11 protein-coding genes are annotated in these 17,542 nt (G+C 46.6%); 4 read left to right on the top strand and 7 right to left on the bottom strand.

Annotation, left to right across the window (positions count from 1 at the left end):
- Positions 1-754: 754 nt before the first annotated feature.
- Complete coding sequence (locus Q5691_RS23135) at positions 755-1,639, bottom strand: ABC transporter permease (protein WP_333167603.1); 885 nt, start codon at positions 1,637-1,639, stop codon at positions 755-757.
- Positions 1,640-1,816: 177 nt separating this feature from the next.
- Positions 1,817-3,187: a thioredoxin-disulfide reductase gene (gene trxB, locus Q5691_RS23130; protein WP_333308208.1), complete on the bottom strand. Its 1,371-nt coding sequence runs from the start codon at positions 3,185-3,187 to the stop codon at positions 1,817-1,819.
- Between the two features lie 585 nt (positions 3,188-3,772).
- On the opposite strand from trxB, the gene Q5691_RS23125 reads away from it, so the two are divergent.
- Together Q5691_RS23125 and Q5691_RS23120 are read left to right on the top strand one after the other, a co-directional pair.
- Positions 3,773-4,789 (top strand): methyltransferase domain-containing protein, encoded by a 1,017-nt coding sequence (locus Q5691_RS23125; protein ID WP_333347316.1) that lies wholly within the window; start codon positions 3,773-3,775, stop codon positions 4,787-4,789.
- Between the two features lie 244 nt (positions 4,790-5,033).
- Positions 5,034-5,273, top strand: a complete 240-nt coding sequence (locus Q5691_RS23120; RefSeq protein ID WP_333347313.1) for a helix-turn-helix transcriptional regulator — start codon at positions 5,034-5,036, stop codon at positions 5,271-5,273.
- Between the two features lie 73 nt (positions 5,274-5,346).
- On the opposite strand, the gene Q5691_RS23115 is transcribed toward Q5691_RS23120, so the two are convergent.
- Positions 5,347-6,441 carry a diguanylate cyclase domain-containing protein gene (locus Q5691_RS23115; RefSeq protein ID WP_333212949.1) on the bottom strand — a complete coding sequence of 365 codons (1,095 nt, stop codon included), beginning with the start codon at positions 6,439-6,441 and terminating at the stop codon, positions 5,347-5,349.
- 403 nt (positions 6,442-6,844) lie between these two features.
- Positions 6,845-7,339, bottom strand: coding sequence for a DUF427 domain-containing protein (locus tag Q5691_RS23110; RefSeq protein ID WP_333212948.1), 495 nt, complete (start codon positions 7,337-7,339; stop codon positions 6,845-6,847).
- A gap of 112 nt (positions 7,340-7,451) precedes the next feature.
- Between Q5691_RS23110 and Q5691_RS23105 the strand changes: the two genes are divergently transcribed.
- Complete coding sequence (locus tag Q5691_RS23105; protein ID WP_333347308.1) at positions 7,452-8,732, top strand: GH25 family lysozyme; 1,281 nt, start codon at positions 7,452-7,454, stop codon at positions 8,730-8,732.
- Between the two features lie 537 nt (positions 8,733-9,269).
- Positions 9,270-11,228, top strand: coding sequence for a cation:proton antiporter domain-containing protein (locus Q5691_RS23100; RefSeq protein ID WP_333212946.1), 1,959 nt, complete (start codon positions 9,270-9,272; stop codon positions 11,226-11,228).
- 48 nt (positions 11,229-11,276) lie between these two features.
- Here the strand turns inward: Q5691_RS23100 and Q5691_RS23095 are convergent, their stop codons facing one another.
- The 3 genes from Q5691_RS23095 to Q5691_RS23085 all read right to left on the bottom strand — a co-directional run bounded on the left by Q5691_RS23095 (position 11,277) and on the right by Q5691_RS23085 (position 17,473).
- Entirely contained in the window at positions 11,277-14,495 is a 3,219-nt protein-coding gene (locus Q5691_RS23095; protein ID WP_333347305.1) for a tetratricopeptide repeat protein, read from the bottom strand.
- 447 nt (positions 14,496-14,942) lie between these two features.
- On the bottom strand, positions 14,943-16,661 hold the full coding sequence (locus Q5691_RS23090) for a S8 family serine peptidase (RefSeq protein WP_333308196.1): 1,719 nt from the start codon (positions 16,659-16,661) through the stop codon (positions 14,943-14,945).
- A 380-nt stretch (positions 16,662-17,041) separates the two neighbouring features.
- Complete coding sequence (locus Q5691_RS23085) at positions 17,042-17,473, bottom strand: hypothetical protein (protein WP_333347302.1); 432 nt, start codon at positions 17,471-17,473, stop codon at positions 17,042-17,044.
- Positions 17,474-17,542: the final 69 nt, after the last annotated feature.

The raw sequence follows: 17,542 nt of genomic DNA, 5'->3' as shown, positions 1-17,542 counted from the left end.
GTTTGTCGCGTCCATGGCAAAAACCACCAGGATAAATTCTACTGAGAGTTAACCCGCCGCGCAACTCTAGGCTGCGGACTTCTCTAAAATTTTTGGCTTTCGGTTCGCACTTGCGCGATCGCACGGTCTCACAAACAATACAATTCGACATCTCCCGGAAGTATAACTTCACGATTCCTTTAAATACATTGTGACAGTGTGAAGATTCAATAAACTCATTCCATCAATTTTAGGTACTATTCCCGAATTGTCTTGATAATTTCAAGCAGACGGAAAAAAGCCACAGCCGACTTTGCTGCAACTGCCTGCCGATGATAACTCTGCCAGGGAAGAAAAATTTATCCAGTTAGCGATGTGCTTGCTATGGTTAGAGAAGGCCTCAACTTCAGGATACTTAAAGCAATGGAACGGTAGGACGTTAGTGCGATGCTCAAAATTTTGTTATTATTTACAGCGTGTCCTCAGAAAGCACAGAGTCTCGCTTTATCCTCTACTCTGGTTTAAATTATGTGGCTTGACCGTTAGGGGATGAAGCTATCAAGAAAAATTTCGGCTCCCTGTCTATATTGACAACCCAACGAAGGTTTACTAGAAAGAATTAACCTTATTGAGAGAAAGATTTAGTAATTAATTAATCGGGCTGATATTACCATCTCTTTATAGCGTGTGTTTGTAGTCAGGACTTCAGTTTTTGTTATATTGCTGAATAACCACTAAAGTCCTAACTGCCAACTTAATTTAACCCCAAGACAGGTTACTGCTGATTCCGCAGGCGAGGATTCACAAACTCGTTTAATCCTTCTCCCACCAAAGACAGTCCCACCACCATTAAAGTCATTGCCAAACCGGGAAACAAAGCCGTCCACCAAATGCCGGTAGGTAGCGCATCTAAAGCTAAACGCAAGTCGTGTCCCCATTCGGGAGTTGCTTCGGGAAGTCCTAATCCGAGAAATCCCAAACCTCCTAATGTTAAAATTGCATCGGCAGCGTTGAGCGCAAACAGCACCGGTACGCTCTGAATCACATTGAGAAACAGGTAGCGCGAAAGCACTGTCCAAGTGTCAGCACCCATTGCTCGCGCGGCTTCGACAAACAATTCGGTTTTGACGCTGACGGTGTGATTCCTGACGACGCGGTAGTATTGAGGGATGTAGGAAATGCTCAGGGCGATCGCAGCATTCAAAACTCCTTTTCCCACTACAAACGCTAGCGTCAAAGAAAGCAGCAGCCCCGGCAAAGTATAAATTGTATCCATTAAAAATAACAACACTCGATCGAGCTTACCGCCCAAATAACCGCTAACCAAACCTAGCGGGACACCGATAAACAAACTCAAAGCAGTGGCTAAAATTACCACTTGCCAAGCCGCGCGAGAAGCAAACAGCGTGCGCGAAAACACATCGTAGCCGCTGCGGCTAGTACCAAACCAATAATTCGCCGACGGCGGTTCGTGGATGGGGTTACTCAAAGCCTCGGTAGGATTTTGCAGCCATCCCCAAGCTTGCATAGCTGGAGACAAGGTGGCTACCAATATAAACACGACAGTTATTGTCAAACCTGCCCACATCATTTTCATTGACAGGCTTGACGGTGAGGCACTGTTGAGAAATCGCGGCAGTCGGAGGCGGCTTTGAGCCATAATTGATAATTGGTGCGTCAGATTTGTTTTCATCAGCATATCAATATTTACCGAAAACCATAGGAAGACTTTTTAACCGCAGATGAACGCAGATACACGCAGATCAGATTACATCAGCGTTCATCCGTGTTCATCCGCTGATCTCTGCGGTTAAAAAGTCTTCGCTAATTTGCCTTTCTACAAATTACTGGCAATTAACTCGCGGTACTGGCTTTTCGGCTTAACTCCTTTGAGCTCAGCCACCAAATCTTTGTCTTTGAAATACTGAATCGTCGGCGTACCAATCACGCCAGCATTTTCAGCAATTTCTGGATCTTCTTCGATGTCAATTTCCACATAGTGGATTTTGCCCTCGAACTCATCTACTACTTTGCTCAAAATTGGCTTGAGGCTGTGGCAAGGCCCACAACTCGGAGAGGCATATTTGACCACAATCAGTCGATCGCTATCGTGGAAAAGTTTCCGCAGAGCATAACCTCCTTCGTGGCGCGTGTCTTGGATATCAAAGTTCGCGCTGGTTTTGCGTACTTTTTGAGCTTCCGGCGCTGCGACGGGTTGCTCGGATTCCTCGGTTTGGTGGAATTCCTGAGCTAAACCATTGGACGACAGCCACCTTTCTGCCAACATCGCCCCCATACAACCGCTACCGGCGGCGGTGATGGCTTGGCGAAACTCGTGGTCTTGTACGTCGCCGACGGCGTAAACTCCCTCGACGCTGGTTTCTACCGAACCGTGTTTGGTAATGATATAACCTACTTCGTCGAGTTCTAGCTGACCTTGGAACAGTTGAGTGTTGGGAGTGTGACCGATCGCATAAAACAATCCTTTCACCAGCAAATCGCTCTCGACGCCGGTCTCGATATTTCTAAGTCTCACCCCGTCCATTTTGCCCCCTGGCTCTCCCAAGATATCCACTGCTTCGGTGTTCCAGTGCACGGTAATTTTGGGATTGCTCAGCACTCGGTCTTGCATGGCTTTGCTCGCGCGCATTTGATCGCGCCGCACCAGCATATGTACGTGAGAGCCGTATTTTGTCAAATAAATAGATTCTTCCGCTGCTGTGTCGCCCGCGCCGATTACAGCTAAATCTACTCCTTTAAAAATTGGGGTAGCGCCGTCGCAAATCGCACAGGCAGAAATGCCGTGACTCCAAAATACGTGTTCGCTAGGCAGCCCCAGCCTTTTCGCTGTCGCGCCTGTAGCGATTACTATCGTGTGGGTTTTGATTTCTCTGTCTTCCGATCGCACTGTAAACGGACGCTTGGTCAAATCCACCGAAATTACATCTTCTGTGTATAATTCGGCACCCCAGCGCGCTGCTTGAGCTTTCATCCGATCCATCAGTTGCGGCCCGGTGATGCCTTCGGGAAAGCCGGGGAAGTTTTCGACTTCTGTGGTGGTCATCAGTTGACCGCCGGGGACGCCTCCCGCTTGGTAGCCTTCAAACACTAAGGGTTTCAGGTTTGCCCTCCCAGCGTAGATGGCTGCGGTGTAGCCGGCAGGGCCTGATCCGATAATTACTAGGTTTTCTACGGTTTCGTTGGTCATAGATCTTTACTTAAACTCATAACGACTTCGTTTTACTAATTTTAGCAGAGTTCGATCGAGTTTGGTTGGATGCCATTGGGCGATCGAGCATCTGTATCTATTTTTGAGGGTCGATCGGTCTTCGGGGCAATTCCAGCTACTTTAATAAGCAAAAACAATCTAAAAGTTGATTTAGTTTTAAATGTTCGATCTATTTTGACGGCTGAAATCTTAAGAAAATCTAAAAATGACGAAAATTATTGACTTCATTCTCAATTATTTTACCTATTTACTTGCTTTGAGGCTTGTGGTACGATTTTCACAATCCAGGGGCATTATGACTAATTTAAGTTTTTGACCCTGAAAGCTTTTAAAATCGTAAAATTAACGAACTCTGCAAATGTAATAAGTACAATTATTTATGCAAAACCCGCATTTTATGGTTTAAGAATTGTAACGCCGATTTTGCCAAGTTTGACAAAATATAGTATTTGTGGTAAAGAAGGTGCGATCGGGGGAAAATTAGAAGGAAATTTTTAACCGCTTTGGAAGCACAGGCGGGACGCCTGTGCCACGATAAACATAGAATTTTGTAATTGTGTCTGAATGGATAAAATCAAGATATTGTTTGTGTGCAGTCAGAATAAGTGGAGAAGTTTGACTGCCGAGAAGATATGCGAGAAGGTTAGCGGCTACAGTGTACGATCGGCTGGAACAGAAAAAGGTGCAAGAATTAGAGTCACTGAGGGTCTTGTCGGTTGGGCGGATTTAATATTTGTGATGGAGAAGAAGCATGGCGATCGACTTCGCAGCAAATTTCCCGAAAGTCTCGAAGGCAAGAAAGTTATTTGCCTGCAAATCCCGGACAATTACGAATATATGGAACCGGAGTTAATCGAGCTTTTGCAGGCGAAACTGAACCCCTATATGGCAATGCCAGATAACGAGATAAATTTTATGCAGCGAGTTTTAGAACCGGAAGTGATGGATTCCTTGGATGAGGCGATCGAATACGATTCGATGGACTTTACTGAGGTTAATGCTGCTTTTGCTCAGAGTGCTGCGGCGTTGGGGCCGGTTTTTGGAAACGTTTTGGATGCGGGGACGGGTACGGCGAGAATTCCGATCGCAATTTCTCAAATGCGGCCAGCATGGAAATTGACCTGCATCGATTTGTCGGCAAATATGCTGAAAGTCGGGGCCCAAAATGTGGAAAAGGCGGGCGTGCGATCGCAAATTAGTCTCGAACTGATCGATGCTAAAGCCATGCCTTACCCTGACAATTATTTTGATATGGTGATTTCCAACAGCATTATCCACCATTTGCCCGATCCGCTGCCGTTTTTGCAGGAAGTCAAACGGGTGTTGAAGCCGCAGGGAGCAATTTTTTTGCGGGATTTGCTGCGGCCGGAAAAAGCGGAAATCAGGGATAATTTAGTCAATCTGTATGCGGGAGATTGCAACGCGCATCAGAAACAGTTATTCAGCGATTCGTTGCAAGCAGCATTTACGCTGGATGAAGTTGAGGAGATGATCCAAAATGCCGGGTTGGATGGGTTGAGGATTTATGAATCTTCAGACAGGCACTGGACGGCGGAGCGTGCTTGGTGCGAGTCTTTGTAGACTGGGGACGATCGCCCGATAACATTTCAAATGAGAATAGGAGCGATCGCGCCTTTCCAGCTATGCGCCTTAGCGTTGCGCGATCTGTTTGTGGTTTAATTACTGTTTTCGGGTCGGAAAAATTAGTATGATTGAACCGCGAAGACGCGAAAAACGCGAAGGAAGAATCAGAAGTAGATAATCTTCTCCGAGGAAGGAAGTAAGATGTTTAAGCATCTGATCGGAAAAATCTGCGATCAAGGATATGCCGAAAAAGCCCGTTCCGCGACCTGAAGATCAAGAGTCGCATTTGAAGAAGCTCAGGGAAGAACTGGAGATGAGTCAGGAAGATTTGGCGCGAGAGCTTGGCGTTTCGTCGCAAACAATCAGCCGTTGGGAGTTGGGGAAGAATGTACCCACCTTCACCGTCAAGCAGATGAAAGCTTTGGAGAAATTGCTGGCTACCATCGGCAGGTCGATCGGCGATTTGCTCGATAATCTATGATGGAAACCATTAAACAAGCCCCGGATAAATCCGTGGATCACTTTTTTCAATCTCAAATCTCAAATCTCAAATCTCAAATTACTCGATCGCGCCCTAAGTCTTTAGCTTGATAAAGCGAACGGTCTGCCGCCGCAAGCAGTTTTTCCGGGGAAGTTTCGGGCTGAGGAACCGTACTCGCTACCCCCAAACTCAGGGTCACGAAAGAACACACCTCTGAATTAACGTGTTCAATTTTTAGTTTTTTAATCCACACTCGAATTTTCTCTGCAATCCAGACAGCTATTTCCGGTGAAGTCTGAGGCAAAATCACTGCAAATTCTTCGCCTCCGTAACGGGCTACCAGACTCTCGCCCGAAACTTCGCCTGTTGAGTAATTTACCGCTTCCAAAATGGCTTGGGCTACCTGCTGCAAGCAAGTATCTCCCGCCTGATGTCCATAAGTATCGTTGTATTTCTTAAAAAAGTCTACATCGCATAAAATTAAAGATAGTTCTGATGCTGCTTCCGCCAATTCTTGCCACTTTTTCTCTAAGTATTCGTTAAAACAGTGACGGTTGGCAACCTGAGTTAAGCCATCTAAGTTGGCAAGGCGATACAATTCGGAATTAGCTGCTTTTAATTGAGAATTAGCTGCTTCTAACTCGGATTGCGTGAGCGATAAATTGTAATAAAGTTCGCTCATAGACCAAGTAGCTTGTTGGTGAATTTGGGATAAAGCTACCCAGAGTTGATGCACGTCTAAAAGTCGGTAAACTTGAGGTTCTAACTGCACAACAATCGGCTCGTAAAGCAGTTCCGGCGGTCGCTGCACGGAGCGCTGAGCTGCCATGACAATTAAGGCTACTCCTGGTAAAATCAAAATATCGGTTTGAGCTATTTGATACAAGGCTATAATCGGTCTGCAAGCAAATATATCTACTCCGTAAGGGCGGCTCATGCGTTCCATAAATCGCCGACGCGATATCATCCCTAAAAATTCCCCATTTACGGTTAAGATAACTCCCGGAAGCAGCGGGTGAGATTGAAACAACCGAGCTATTTCTTTGGCGAGATATGAGGAGTCAACCTGGAAATTAAATAGAGATAGATCCTGAAGAGTAGACTCTAAAGATAAATTTTGGGGTGAGTTTTCGGGCGAGTTAGAGGGTTCAATAAATTCAACAGACACAGCGCAGATCCGAATAAACAATAAACCAGCAACAAAGCTAGTGTCAGCTATTAAATTATATAATTATTTATTTATTGCCAGTACCTGTAATCTTTACTATATTATTTTTTAATAATGGAAGAAGCTGCTGCGTTAGTTTTTGCGGTAGCTGCCTTGCATTGATTCATGATCACTAAATTCCCGATTTATTGAATTATTATGGATTTTTTACTAGATTTTTTACTAGGGGATTTTTACGGCGTAAAAAAAACCGATTTTTGCGCCATTCCTCAACTCATTTATGGTGTATACAAACTCAAGAAACGTGGTTTTTAAACCGGGTTGAGGCTGTAACGAGGTTTTGCGTAAAAAAACGCGGTGTCTGCCCCTGTCCTCGACTCAAAACTCAAAACTCAAAACTCCCTCACCACCCCCAAGTTCCTGGCCCTCCCTTAAACGGGCCGACAATATCTTTGGTAATCCAGCCGCCGTAAAAATCCCCAGGTTGAGATTGCACTAATTCCCCGTCCACATAACAGGCATCCATCTTGCTCGGATAAAAAGCCACATAATCTTTAATAGCTGCAAAAACCTGATTAGGATTGGGATAAAACCAAGCCGCATTTACTACTTCTTTTGACTCTACCGTCACAGTGTAATAACCGGCTTGTCCCTTCCACTCGCACCAAGAGCCCCGTAAAGTTTTGTGCAAATATTCTATTTTGATGTCATCGGGACAGATATAGTAGACAGGAGGGTGACTGGTCTCCAATACCCGCTGAGGACGGCGCGTGTCGGCGATCGTCACTCCATTAAAAATTATCTGTACGTGTTTGGTCGATTCCTCAAGCCGAGGGGGACGCGGGTAATCCCAAACAGACTCTTCACCAGGGCCGGGCTCTATTCGATCGAAGTTCATTCGCACAATCTCCCCTGCAAAAAAACACTTAGCGACTTAGCATTACAATTTAATGTACCCTTAATCGAGTCGCTGCTTCAGAGCAAACCAGCTTTTCTCAACTCTTCGTAATATGAGTATTCGCGGTATAGATGTTTCCGACTACCAGCCCAATGTCAATTGGCCAGCCGTTGCGCGGGATGGTATTACCTTCAGTTTTGTCAAATCGACCGAAGGTGCAACGTTCGTTGCCCAAACTTTCGCTCGCAATTGGGTGGCGATGAAAGCGGCGGGGATTCAACGCGGTGCTTACCACTTTTTTCAACCTGCCAGCAGCGTTCAAGAACAAATAGATTTGTTCTTGAAAACTGTAAAACTCGAAGCGGGGGATTTGCCACCTGTCTTGGATTTGGAAACTACAGGCGGTTTGAATTTGGATCAATTTTGCGATCGAGCCGCAATTTGGTTAGAAGCAGTCGAAAAAGCCACCTTGATGCGGCCGATTATCTACACCTACCCCGCTTTCTGGGACAACTTGGGAACAAAACGGTTTGCAGATTACCCACTGTGGATTGCTCACTATACCACTGCTGAGGAACCTTGGGTTCCCGGCGGCTGGAAAACATGGACTTTTTGGCAGTACAGCGACAGCGGCACCGTGTCGGGCGTATCGGGCAATGTAGACACCAATATTTTTGAAAGCGTCCGAGAAGGCACAGTAAGTTATAAAGTTGCAGACATCCAGAAGGAATTAAGAATTAAAGGTTTCTATCAAGGTGCGATGGACGGTAAATTTGGAGCCAACACCACAGCGGCACTCATCTCATTTCAGAAATCTCAAGGTCTCAATCCAGACGGCATTGCCAGCCTCAAAACCTGGGCCGCTTTGATGCGAAAACCTCCCAAAGTAATTGTTCCCCCTCCAGTCCCGACACCCACTCCGCAGCCGACTCCCACTCCGACTCCCCCTCCCATCTCAGACGTGCGGCTGACTCAGGTATTCTCGTCTTATCAAGCTAAGGCTAGCCAAGATACTGCCTTAATTTGGCTGCAAAGTCAGGTTCCTACCTCTGTTTTAGGGGAATTTGCTCAAAAATGGCGGGCAACTACCTTACCTCAAGACAGTAATTTGCGATTGATAGATGTGGGCAAATTTTATCGCGGTTTAGCACAACAAGACCAAGCTTTAGATTGGCTGCAAAAACAAATTTCTCCGGCTATTATTAACGAGTTTGCACAAAAATGGCGAGCTCAATCTATTGTCACTAATTCTCCGATTCGGCTGATAGATGCGTGCAAATTTTATCGGGCCGCACCCCAGCAAAACCAGGCTTTAGATTGGCTGGAAGGGCGAATTTCGCCGGCCATTCTATCGGAGTTTTTTCGCAGGTGGCAGAATGCCAGTCGATTATAAATTTTAGATGGGAGTTTTTAGATGGGAGATTGACTCCACAGATAAATTTGGGGGTTTGATCGCTCTGTAATTGGAAAGCCGACAACTCTTGCTATTTGAGATTTGAGATTTGAGATTGACAAGCGAATTTCAAAGGTGGTACCCGCCACGTGATTTATCCGTGGAATCAATCCCAAATCGAAAATCCTCAAGCCTCCGAATTTATCTCGCGCAAGTCAATCCAAAATCTAAAATCTCAAATCTAAAATCGAATGACTCCCCATCAAAATTCGTCAAATCCTCTCCCTCTGTGCCCGCATCCCCGTCCAACTCTCTAACATAACAGACAATCTCTCGCTTAGCTACAGCTTACTCCCATCTTTGACGCCAAGAGAATTATCTGATAAAGTTATAGCGACTATCAAGTTTTTTTAATCTTATTGGGAAAAATCCAGGGCCGTGCCGAGTTTGTAAGCTGCGCCGAAAATAGCGCCTGCACTCCAATTACCCGCGATCGAACATTTAAAACTGAGCGGGCAGCCTGTAACAATTATATCTATGGAAATCCCCTTTAACATCACCCAGTTGATGGTCATGACCGTCATCTGTGGAATCAGCGCTCAAGTTCTCGCCGCTTATCTGAAAGTTCCGGCGATCGTCTTTTTGCTGTTGTTTGGCATTTTAGCCGGCCCAGACTGCTTGGGAGTGCTGCACCCGAATCTGCTGGGAAGCGGTTTGGAAGTTATGGTATCCCTTTGCGTAGCTTTAATTCTGTTTGAAGGTGGCTTGAATTTGGAATTGCGAGATTTGGGCAAACTTTCGGGCAGCATCCGCAATTTAGTTACAGTAGGCACTTTAATTACGCTAATTGGCGGCGGAATGGCCGCACACTGGTTGGGGGAATTTCCCTGGCCGATCGCATTTCTGTATGCTTCTCTAGTAGTCGTCACAGGCCCGACAGTAATCGGCCCTTTGCTCAAACAAGTATCAGTTGACAAAAAAGTTGCGGCCTTGCTAGAAGCAGAAGGCGTTTTAATCGATCCTGTCGGGGCAATTCTGGCAGTATTGGTGCTGAATATTATTTTGAACGGCAATGCTGATTTGCTAATTGTGTTCCGAGATTTAATCGTGCGACTCTTCGTTGGCGCAGTCATCGGAGTTGCGGGAGGTTGGCTGCTGGGATTCATTCTCAAGCGATCGCAATTTCTCTCAGAAGACCTCAAAAACTTAGTAGTTTTAGCAGGTTTGTGGGGATTTTTCGGCTTAGCAGAAGAAATCCGCAGCGAATCGGGACTGATGGCAACAGTCCTCTCCGGCATCGTCCTCAGAGCCGCTGCTGTGCCGGAAGAAAGGCTGTTGAGGAGGTTTAAAGGTCAACTCACAGTCCTGGCTATTTCCATGCTATTCGTGCTGCTGGCGGCAGATTTATCCCTCGCTAGTGTGGTCGCCCTCGGTTGGGGAAGTTTGTTTACAGTTTTAGCTTTAATGTGGGTAGTGCGGCCGATCAACGTTTGGCTGTGTACTTGGAACAGCGGACTGAATTGGCGGCAGAAATTATTTATTTGTTGGGTAGCGCCCAGGGGAATTGTCTCAGCGTCGATCGCATCTTTATTTGCAATTTTGCTCACCCAACGGGGAATCAACGGCGGCGACTCGATTAAAGCCTTAGTTTTCCTAACAATTATTATGACAGTTTTCGTCCAGGGACTAACAGCCGGACGGATGGCTCAACTTTTGGGCATCACCTCAAAATCCGCAACCGGTGCGGCAATTGTGGGATCAAATCCTTTGAGCAGATTAATTGCTCGCTTGTTTCAAGAACGCGGAGAATCGGTGGCAATTATTGACACGAACCCCGAAGCTTGTGCGCTAGCAGAACGAGAGGGTTTGCGGGTGTTTTTGAGCAGTGCTCTGGATCACAGCGTGTTAGAAGAAGCCGGACTGGAATCGATGGGAACTTTTCTGGCAATGACTAACAACGGCGAGGTAAACTTAGTGTTAGCTCAGCGAGCTGCCGAAGAGTTTGCACCCCCAAGGGTTTTGGCAATATTCCCCAAAGATCCGCAAGCAAATACGCCTGCAAATCCGACTAAAATCAATCAAGCCTTTGTCTCCGATTTATCGCTGAAGGATTGGAACGAATATTTAAGCGACGGCGAAGTGAAATTGGGGGAAACTGAGTTAAAAACAGAGGGATTGCAGTTTCAGATTGCTCACTTACAAGCTTTGGTTAAAGCCGGGGAGTTGGCGCCGCTGCTGGTGGAAAGGCAAGGATACTTGCAAGTAGTGTCGGCGACTCAGATTTGGCAAGCGGGCGATCGAATTATTTATTTGCTGTACGATCCGACACCGAAATTGTTGAAAAGATTGTCTGGTTCGTCGCAGTCTCGCTTGACTTTGGAAAAGCATCAGGTAGTGGAAGAAGTGCCGATTCCTTCTCCGGTTTTAGAGGAGGTTTTGGAGTCAGCGGAAATAGCAAAGGATGCTAAAGTTTTGCAGCCGCCAGTTTCGCGGTAAGAGTTAGTATCCCGATCGTACTCTATAATCTGCTTGTCGCGATCGTCCTTACTCTGCCTCCCCAATTAAAGTAAATGCTGCCCAATTTCGCGGCTGGGGATGAGTTTTCATCGTAGTTAACATTGCCTGCCGCAATGCCTGTGCTTTGTCGGGATTATTTTGCAAGTTTTGATAAAATGCCTGCATCAATTCCGATGTCGGCGCATCAGGAACCGCCCATAAAGAAACAATCACACTCGGCACTCCTGCCGAAATCAAAGCGCGCGACAAGCCAATCACCCCATCCCCGGTAATCCTGCCTTCTCCAGTGTTGCAAGCACTCAAAACGACTAAGCTTGCTTGCAGTTTCATATCGAAAATCTCTTCTGCGGTCAATAAGCCGTCATCTTTGCCAGAAGGAGCCAGGGCGATCGCACTTCCCAATCCGCGCACATCATCCAGCAATCCATGCGTTGCCAGATGAATAATCGATGCTTGGGGCATTTTTTGGACGATCTGGGCTTTTGTACCTTGTGCGCCCGTAATGGCTTGAGTATTGAGCAGAGGGGCGATCGCTCTAGCTTCAGCTTCGGCCCCTGGTAGAGGAGACAATTGCCGTTTGGGTTCTCCGAGAGAGAGAGACACACTAGGCATGGTGGGATTGCCCAAGACTAGAGCGTTACTGCTGTTAGGTTGCTTCTGTGCTAACTTCTGTTGTCGAGTCAAATCCAATACTTGAATCGAGGGGGCGGTGAGAATCGTGTGTTTTTCGATTAAGTAAGTGCCGTTGGCATCTTGCAGGGCGGGAAAGGGCACCTGGAACAGGGAACCTTGGGGAATGAAAATGACGCGGGCATTGGGGTCTTTGGGTAGGAGGCTGGCAATGGGATCGATCAGCAGTTGATGTAGCGACGGTAAGTCGGGTTGGGGTTGAGTGGAGCCAACACTGTTGCGACTGCGGACAGCCAGGAATTCTTGATTGCCAACGATCAAGCTTGTTAGAGAGGCTTTGTGCTTCTGCCACAGGGGCTTGAGGTCTACTTCGCGGAACGCGATCTCGCCCGTCGGTTGAATCACCCAGATATAGAGGGCGGATTCTCGCGGTTCTTGTTTGCCCTGAATCTGAAAGCCATCGTAAATGATGGAATACTGCACCAAAGTGGCATTCTGCGCTTTGGCGATTTGGCGGATTTGATCTTGGTTGGGAGAAGTGTTAATAACCGGATTGGTAGAACCTGAAGATAAGCGTTCTGTCAGGAGATCGACAAAGGCACGAGCGCGTCCCCGTTCGGCAATTTCTAAGGCGGCGATCGGGTTATTTTGAGCAACCCGAACTTGTTGTAGAAGGCGATAGGTGCGATCTTGTTCTTCAAATATGGAGATTTTATTCGCGTCGTTGGAGCCGAGCATTTGCCGCATCGATTCCCAAACTTGAATCCCATTGATGAGCATTTTTTCAGCTTCTGTTGGGTTGCCAGCCTTTAACAACGTCGCTCCCAGGCTATTGAGTGCCAAACCTTCCCCTCGGCGGTCTTTAATTTCGCGGGCGATGGCTAAACTGAGCTGTAAATGCTCGATGGCTTTGGCATTGTTTCCTAGATAGAAGTAAACGGCTCCCAAATTGCCCAGTATTGCACCCTCCCCCTGGCGGTCTTTAATTTCGCGGGCGATCACTAAATGTTGCTGTGCATACTCAATGGCTTTGCTGTAGTTGCCCAGAAAGCCGTAAACGGCTCCCAAATTGCTCAGTGATACACCTTCCCCGTCGCGGTCTTTAATTTCGCGAGCGATAGCTAAACTGAGCTGTATATACTCGATGGCTTGGGCCGAGTTTCCTAGATAGAAGTAGGCGGCTCCCAACTTACCCAGTGCTGCACCCTCCATCTGGCGGTCTTTAATTTCGCGGGCGATGGCTAAAGCCTGCTGTGCATACTCAAGGGCTTTGCTATAGTTGCCCAGATAGCGGTAAGCGCCATCCAAATTGCCCAGTGCTATACCTTCCCCTTTACGGTCTTTAATGGAGCGGGCGATGGCTAACTGTTGCTGTGAATACTCAATGGCTCTGCCATAATCGCCGAGCTTGAGGTAAGTAGAGGCCAAATTGCCCAGTGCCCTACCTTCTGATTCGCGATTTTTAATTTCACGGGCGATGGCTAAACCCTGCTGTGAATACTCAATGGCTTTGCTATAGTTACCCAGAGAGTCGTAAGCGAATCCCAAATTGCCCAGTGTCCTACCTTCTGATTCGCGGTTTTTAATTTCGCGGGCGATGGCTAAATTTTGCTGCCAATACTCAATGGCTTGGACCGAGTTGCCCAGAAAGGAGTAAGCACTTCCCAAATTACCCAGTGCCCTACCTTCTGATTCGCGGTTTTTAATTTCGCGGGCGATGGCTAAACTCTGCTGTGAATACTCAATGGCTTTGGCCGAGTTGTCCAGAGAGTTGTAAGCACTTCCCAAAAGATCCAGTGCCAAACCCTCCGCCTGGCGGTGTTTAATTTCGCGGGTGATAGCTAACCACTGCTGTAAATACTCAATGGCTTTGGCCGAGTTGCCCAGATCGTGGTAAGCACCTCCCAAAAATGCTAGTGCCCTACCCTGCTGTTGGCGGTTTTTGATGGCGCGATAAATTTGCAGTGCCTGTTGCCAGGAATTCAGCGCTGCTGGCAATTGACCAGTCTGATACTGTTGAAGCCCCTGCTGCATTAGCCGATCGGCCTCTGCTTCATGAGAATCGCTCGCGTGAGCACGTACCAAATTGGTCATTGCCCAAAGTTCTATTTGAGGGTCTTTAATTTCGCGGGCGATGGCTAAACTTTGCTTCCCATACTCAATGGCTTTGGCATAGTTGCCCAGAGATTCGTAAGCGACTCCCAAATTTCCCAGTGCCCGACTCTCCCCTTGGCGGTGTTTAATTTCACGGGCGATCACTAACCACTGCTGTGAATACTCAATGGCTTTGGCCGAGTTGCCCAGAGATTCGTAAGCGACTCCCAAAGTCCCTAGTGCTGCCCCTTCCCCGTAGCGGTCTTTAATTTCGCGTGCGATGGCTAAACTCTGCTGTGAATACTCAATGGCTTTGGCCGAGTTGCCCAGATTGAGGTAAACGTATCCCAAAAAGTTTAGTGTCAAACCCTCCCGTTGGCGGTTTTTGAGGGCGCGATAAATTTGCAGTGCCTGTTGCCAGGAATTCATCGCTGCTGGAAATTGCCCAGCCTCATAATACGCAAGCCCCTGCCCTAAGAGCCGATCGCCCTCTGCTTCACGAGCATCAGTAGTTTGAGCCATCGCTGGGAAGAGAGAGTCAGGAGTAGTTAATAGGGGGATAGTGGCAAGCAGGAATAGGGAAATGGAAGCTAGGAAAACATTAGTGAGCCTAGAGTGGGTCGATTTGAGTCGCTTAAATGGGGAATACAGCATAGGATTCTAGAGTTGGAATTTAGAGAATTAGCCCGATCACTCTTTCTGCCGTCGTGCGATCGCCTCACTCTGCCACCGGCGATCGACCATCATAGAAGTTTACTCTGCCTCCCCAATCTCGCTGCAGGGATGGGGACTCTAATCTGAATTAGACGACTATTTTAGCGATCGGGCGATCGGTTTGAATCAAACCATTACCCACTGGCATAGTCAAGTCCAAAATCAAAACCTGGGGTGTTTAGATCGTCCATATCCAGAGCCGTCTGCTCTAATGCTCGATTAATGTCCCCAGGACTTAAGTGGGGATTTGCAATGCTATCCTATCAACCCATTCCGATTAGCTGTTGTCGTCAAAATTTGCTCAACTTGAGCTGGAGTTAAAGTCGGATTGGCACTCAAAACTAAAGCCGCTACACCCGCTACCTGTGGCGTTGCCATAGATGTGCCAGTTAGGGTGTCATAGGTTCTATAGGGAGTTGTAGAATAGATGTCTACTCCCGGAGCAACTACGTAATCCAAAGCTGTGGAACCCGCACGGTTTGAGGTGTCAGGCATCCTGCCGTTTATATCAATACTGCCCACGGCAATTCCCAAGCGATCGGCATTACGAGCTGGGTAATCTGGTTGGCTAAAACCCGAATTTCCCGCTGCTATCACCACAACAGAGCCTTTGTTATTTGCATACTCAATTGCGTTATTTACTACGTTGGAAGGGTAAAACTCATTTCCCAAACTGAGGTTAATTACATTGGCTCCATTATCAGCAGCATACCGGATTCCAGCAGCAACATTATTCAACTCGCCGTAACCAAAGGTGTCTAACACTCTGACAGGCATAATCTTAGCATTGGGCGCAACTCCTGTGATGCCAAAATCATTTCGTTCCGCCGCGATCGCACCTGCTATGTGAGTCCCGTGACCGTCGAAATCCCGATCCATTGGGTTGTTGTCGCTAGCCACAAAATCCCAACCCCGAATATCATCAATATATCCATTGCGATCGTCATCGATGCCATTTCCAGCAATTTCACCAGCGTTCCGCCAAATATTGTCATCCAAGTCAGGATGGGTGTAGTCAACACCACTATCCACGACAGCTACAACAATCCCATTTCCTGTAATGTTTTGATTCCAAACTTCCGGTGCATTTATGAGATCTAGCGCCCAATTATTCCCGCCCAAATCAGGAATATCAGGGAAAGGATTTGAGCCGTTTAAGGTGCTGGAAACTGCTGCATTTGCATTCACCAAACCGTAGCCGTAATTACTATTAAAAGTGCCGCTAGGTGTGGGAATATTTAGTTCAGGAATAGAGGTGGCAGAAAGATTCAGATTGTAACTAGTAGAGCTGCCTAAAAAGCTAGAGACTTGGACATAGTATGTTCCTGGAGCCAGATTGGGTACATTAATCACATCGGGAACAGTGCCACTCTCAAGAGAGTAGTCAATAGTTTCCCCAAAATCAACTACACCGTTGCGGTTTCTATCTTGAATTAGCTTTACGTCAGCATCCGCTCTCAAACCGTCTAGACGCAGGTTAAAATTGCTTTTAGTGTTGATATCGAATCGATAGAAATGGTTGGAATCTCCAACTCCGACAAAATCAGTTAAGTTGATGCTACCATTCTCAACACCAAGAATATTACGAGCTGTCAAAAGATAGTTACCTGGATCGGAGGAATTCAACCCAGAAGCAGATGTCATTCCTGTTAGTGGATCTGCGTTTATATTCGCCGATTGTGACTGCGGTTTGAGTTGAGCATCGGCGACATCGCCACTAACTCGATCGCTCGCAGAGTAACTGAAGCCAGCGCCTGCATTAGCTACAATAAAATCTGCTATCTGTGTCTTTTGGTCTAAGCTGGACGCTGCGGGATTAGTGAAGCTAGATTCAGCACTATAACCAGGAATATTCAATGGCTGGATCGCTCCGTTGAGCAAGTCGCTGTTAGCCGGAAATGTTGATGTAGCGAACTCGTTTGGCTGTTGATTGAAATAAAGGCGATCGTTAGGATTTGTTGTGATGTCTAACATAATTTAAAACCTCAGATATTTAGATTCATTCTTGATTTAAATCTTACGCAGCACAGATCGAAAAATCATCCGTTCTACCCACAAACTCGATCGAGTACGGGGTGCAAAATAGATTGCGGGAAAGTGCAATGTAGGTGAATATGTAGAGTAGATGGTTCACTTCCATCAGTGTTAAGATTGAGACGGGATCGCGAACAAAAATTCATTCCACAGTTCGCCAGGGAATTAATTCCCTGTCTGATAGCGCAAGTCCTCTCGAAGAGGACTAAAGAATATAACTCATTAGTCATTTTTTAAATATAAACTTCGCTTTTAAATACTGAAGTTTTCAAGAGCCATTTATGAGAAATAAATTATTCATAAATGGCTATAAAAAGTGATTAAAATCCTGGAGCCGAGATAATACTACCTTGAAGATCGGCCACTCTTACATTTGACACAAAGCCTACTATCTCGCCGGAATTCCTAACTTTAATTAGAGTGCCTTGACTCTGTATTGGTTGAGTATCGAATGTACCGGGCGGGGTAAATAGTTTGGCACTTTCTGGTGCATCATACCCAAATAAAACTGTGACGTTTGTCACGTATTGCAAGTCTACATCGCTAGCAGTCAAACCGCCTGCCAATCCAATTCTATCGAAAGCGGGTCTGAAACCTACAATAAAATCGGCATTATTGACATCTGTAACTCCGGGTTCTGCTTGGAGGACGTACAAATTGCTGCCCCCGATTTTGATTGAACTATTATTATCATCCAAAGCTCCTAAAATGTCGCGACCCAAACCTCCCACCAGAGTGTCATTTGGGAGCATCCCGGTTTTGTAAAAGTGCTATCCAGAGAGGATAATAGGTAGAGCGTCAACAGAAGCGTGAACTGCATT

It is taken from the genome of Microcoleus sp. w1-18aA5 (assembly GCF_036701705.1).
Classification (GTDB): Bacteria; Cyanobacteriota; Cyanobacteriia; order Cyanobacteriales; family Microcoleaceae; genus Microcoleus.
The sequence above is the reverse complement of the archived record's forward strand: the minus strand, read 5'-3'. Positions and strand labels throughout refer to the sequence as shown.

Excerpts from the sequence above, each read along its gene's own strand:
- Q5691_RS23100 (WP_333212946.1), top strand. The coding sequence starts at position 9,270 with ATGGAAATCCCCTTTAACATCACCCAGTTGATGGTCATGACCGTCATC.
- Q5691_RS23090 (WP_333308196.1), bottom strand. The coding sequence starts at position 16,661 with ATGTTAGACATCACAACAAATCCTAACGATCGCCTTTATTTCAATCAA.
- Q5691_RS23125 (WP_333347316.1), top strand. The coding sequence starts at position 3,773 with ATGGATAAAATCAAGATATTGTTTGTGTGCAGTCAGAATAAGTGGAGA.
- Q5691_RS23085 (WP_333347302.1), bottom strand. The coding sequence starts at position 17,473 with ATGCTCCCAAATGACACTCTGGTGGGAGGTTTGGGTCGCGACATTTTA.
- Q5691_RS23110 (WP_333212948.1), bottom strand. The coding sequence starts at position 7,339 with ATGAACTTCGATCGAATAGAGCCCGGCCCTGGTGAAGAGTCTGTTTGG.
- trxB (WP_333308208.1), bottom strand. The coding sequence starts at position 3,187 with ATGACCAACGAAACCGTAGAAAACCTAGTAATTATCGGATCAGGCCCT.
- Q5691_RS23135 (WP_333167603.1), bottom strand. The coding sequence starts at position 1,639 with ATGGCTCAAAGCCGCCTCCGACTGCCGCGATTTCTCAACAGTGCCTCA.
- Q5691_RS23095 (WP_333347305.1), bottom strand. The coding sequence starts at position 14,495 with ATGGCTCAAACTACTGATGCTCGTGAAGCAGAGGGCGATCGGCTCTTA.
- Q5691_RS23105 (WP_333347308.1), top strand. The coding sequence starts at position 7,452 with ATGAGTATTCGCGGTATAGATGTTTCCGACTACCAGCCCAATGTCAAT.
- Q5691_RS23120 (WP_333347313.1), top strand. The coding sequence starts at position 5,034 with ATGCCGAAAAAGCCCGTTCCGCGACCTGAAGATCAAGAGTCGCATTTG.